At 59.6% G+C, this 2,760-nt stretch carries 2 protein-coding genes and 1 pseudogene; 2 read left to right on the plus strand and 1 reads right to left on the minus strand.

The window, feature by feature from the left end:
- Positions 1-277: 277 nt before the first annotated feature.
- Positions 278-991 carry a UTRA domain-containing protein gene (locus GIW02_RS26930; protein WP_236417254.1) on the minus strand — a complete coding sequence of 238 codons (714 nt, stop codon included), beginning with the start codon at positions 989-991 and terminating at the stop codon, positions 278-280.
- Positions 992-1,338: 347 nt separating this feature from the next.
- On the opposite strand from GIW02_RS26930, the gene GIW02_RS26935 reads away from it, so the two are divergent.
- Positions 1,339-2,430, plus strand: a complete 1,092-nt coding sequence (locus GIW02_RS26935) for an ABC transporter substrate-binding protein (RefSeq protein WP_236417257.1) — start codon at positions 1,339-1,341, stop codon at positions 2,428-2,430.
- A 189-nt stretch (positions 2,431-2,619) separates the two neighbouring features.
- A pseudogene (locus tag GIW02_RS26940) lies at positions 2,620-2,760 on the plus strand (alkaline phosphatase family protein); the annotation flags it as partial.

Raw genomic sequence — 2,760 nt, forward strand, 5'->3', positions numbered from 1 at the left:
CCAAGTGACCAAACCCCTAACCCCCTACCCCCCGTGCCGACCGGCCTTCCCCGCGTTGGGCTGCCCAGCACCCCCCACCACCTCCCCGCGTGCTCCCCGGAACAACCCGGTGTCAGCTTTCAGGGCCGCTTCGCAGCCCAACGCGGGCAAGCCCGCTCGCCACACAACCAGGGCACACCCACTGGCGTCCAGGGCTGGTGAGCCCGCCGCACACCAAACTGTACAAGGTGATAACCCCCTCCCCCTGAATACTCGCCACAGTGCGTTTGCCGCAGGGTCAGGTCACATCGACGCCGACGTGGATGGCATCATGCCGCCAGAATTCCAGGTCGCAGTCGATCAACCGCTGATGCTGGTCGTAATTGACCCGAGCAATGCGCAAGCCCGGGCTGCCCGCCGATACGCGCAACGCGGTGGCGGCTTCTCCCGGCAGGGAGGTCGGCACGATTTCGAAACGCACTCGCCCGTAATGCAGGTCATATTGGCGGGCATACAGTTCGGTCATCGACTGATTCAAATCGCACTCAAGAATCCCCGGAAAATACTGTGGGTTCAGGTAGTGCTCCACATACAACACCAACCGCCCATCAATCCGCCGGCTGCGGCAGATCTGGATCACGCTGGACAACGCCGGCAACTGCAACCACGCACACACCGCCGCCGACGCCGGTTGCAGCCGCGCGCAGATCACCTCGGTAGACGCCACACGCCCCTGGTCATTGACCATCGCGTGAAAGTGGCTGCGCTGCATCAAGTTGTAGGCCAGCCGTGGCGGCGAGACAAACCAGCCGCGGCGTTCTTCGCGATAAATCTGCCCCTGGGCCTCCAGCTGTAACAAGGCTTCCCGTACGGTAATTCGAGTGGTACCAAACAACTCGCTGAGCTTGCGCTCGGCCGGCAGTTTGCTTGCGGGCGGCAACAGGCCGTGGTCGATCTGCTCTTGCAGCGCCAGGCCAATGGATGTCACCGCCTTGATAGCCTCATCACGCATCAACGTTACCTACCTGGACTAGACCAGCACCGTTCAGGTGCACAAAACGCGCTGTATTCGGGCTTCTGCCATTGCGTGTCAGCCTAGGCGTGACAGATGACCGACAGATGACAGTCCGTGTCCAGCCTGCCTAGCACACCCTGCAATACATCGGCCAAGTCCAGGCGCTGCGGGCACTTGAGCATGGTCTACGCTAAGTCTGGAATAAGCGACACAAGTACGTTGAAAACGACATCGACATGAAACTGTCATCCACCGCGTCTAGATTGGCTCAGGTATTGCTCTGACCTAGACCAACAACACCGTAGAAAAAAACGCCGCGTTGAAAACGCCCAAAGGAGCTTAGGATGAAACAGCTTTTCCTGGCATCACTGTTAGGCTCGACCATTGCCATGTGCACCGCTGCCATGGCCGCTGATACCGATCTAGCTACTCCTGATTTAAAGACACTGGAAGCCGCCGCGAAAGCGGAAGGCGCCGTCAACAGCGTCGGCATGCCCGATGACTGGGCCAACTGGAAAGGCACCTGGGAAGACCTGGCCAAGACCTACGGCCTCAAGCACATCGACACCGACATGAGCTCGGCCCAGGAAATCGCCAAGTTCAAGGCCGAAAAAGACAACGCCAGCGCTGATATCGGCGACGTGGGCGCAGCCTTCGGCCCGATCGCGGTGAAGCAGGAAGTCACCCAGCCTTACAAACCGTCCACCTGGGCCCAGGTGCCGGATTGGGCGAAAGACAAAGACGGTCACTGGGCCCTGGCCTACACCGGCACCATTGCTTTTATCGTGAACAAAAAGCTGCTGCACGGTTCCGAAGTGCCCACGAGTTGGGCCGACCTGCAAACCGGCAAATACAAAGTCTCCGTCGGTGACGTAAGCACCGCAGCCCAGGCTTCCAACGCGGTACTGGCCGCTGCCATCGCCAATAAGGGCGACGAGAAGAACATCGCACCTGGCCTGCAGTTCTTTACCAAAATTGCCCAGCAAGGTCGTCTGTCGCTGTCCAACCCGACCATCGCCACCATGGAAAAAGGCGAAGTCGAAGTGGGCATCGTCTGGGACTTCAACGGCCTGAGCTACAAGGCCAAGATGGCCAACCCGGATGACTACGTGGTGCTGATCCCGTCGGACGGCTCGGTGAAATCCGGCTACACCACCATCATCAACAAATACGCCAAACACCCCAACGCCGCCAAGCTGACCCGCGAATACATCTTCAGCGATGCCGGCCAGCTCAACCTGGCCAAGGGCAATGCGCGTCCGATCCGTGCTGAAACCGACCTGAAACTGCCCGCCGATATCGCCAAAAACCTGATCCCGGGCGAGCAGTACACCAAGGCCAACCCGCAGCCGATCAAGGATGCCGATGCCTGGGAAGCGACCTCCAAGAAGCTGCCGCAGATGTGGAACGAGCAGGTCATCGTAGAAATGAAGTAAGGCTGTTTCCCACAGTGGATATCCACTGTGGGAAGGGCTTTTGTGGGAGGGGGCTTGCCCCCGATAGCGGTGAGTCAGTCACAGATGCGCTCACTGACACACCGTCATCGGGGGCAAGCCCCCTCCCACATTTGATCCCATTCCAAGTTGATACCGAGTCAAACCATCTGTTGCGGAGCGCCAGCCCCCATGAAGCATAATGTCATTCTTGTCGTGCTCGACGGCCTGAACTTCGAGGTTGCGAGGCACGCCATGGGGCACTTGCAGGCCTATGTCGGCGCAGGACGCGCAGCCCTCTACACACTGGAATGTGAACTGCCCGCCCTGTCC

Source organism: Pseudomonas syringae (assembly GCF_021606685.1).
GTDB classification, from domain to species: Bacteria; Pseudomonadota; Gammaproteobacteria; order Pseudomonadales; family Pseudomonadaceae; genus Aquipseudomonas; species Aquipseudomonas syringae_R.

Coding starts and splice junctions, on each gene's coding strand:
- GIW02_RS26930 (WP_236417254.1), bottom strand. CDS start 991: ATGCGTGATGAGGCTATCAAGGCGGTGACATCCATTGGCCTGGCGCTG.
- GIW02_RS26935 (WP_236417257.1), top strand. CDS start 1,339: ATGAAACAGCTTTTCCTGGCATCACTGTTAGGCTCGACCATTGCCATG.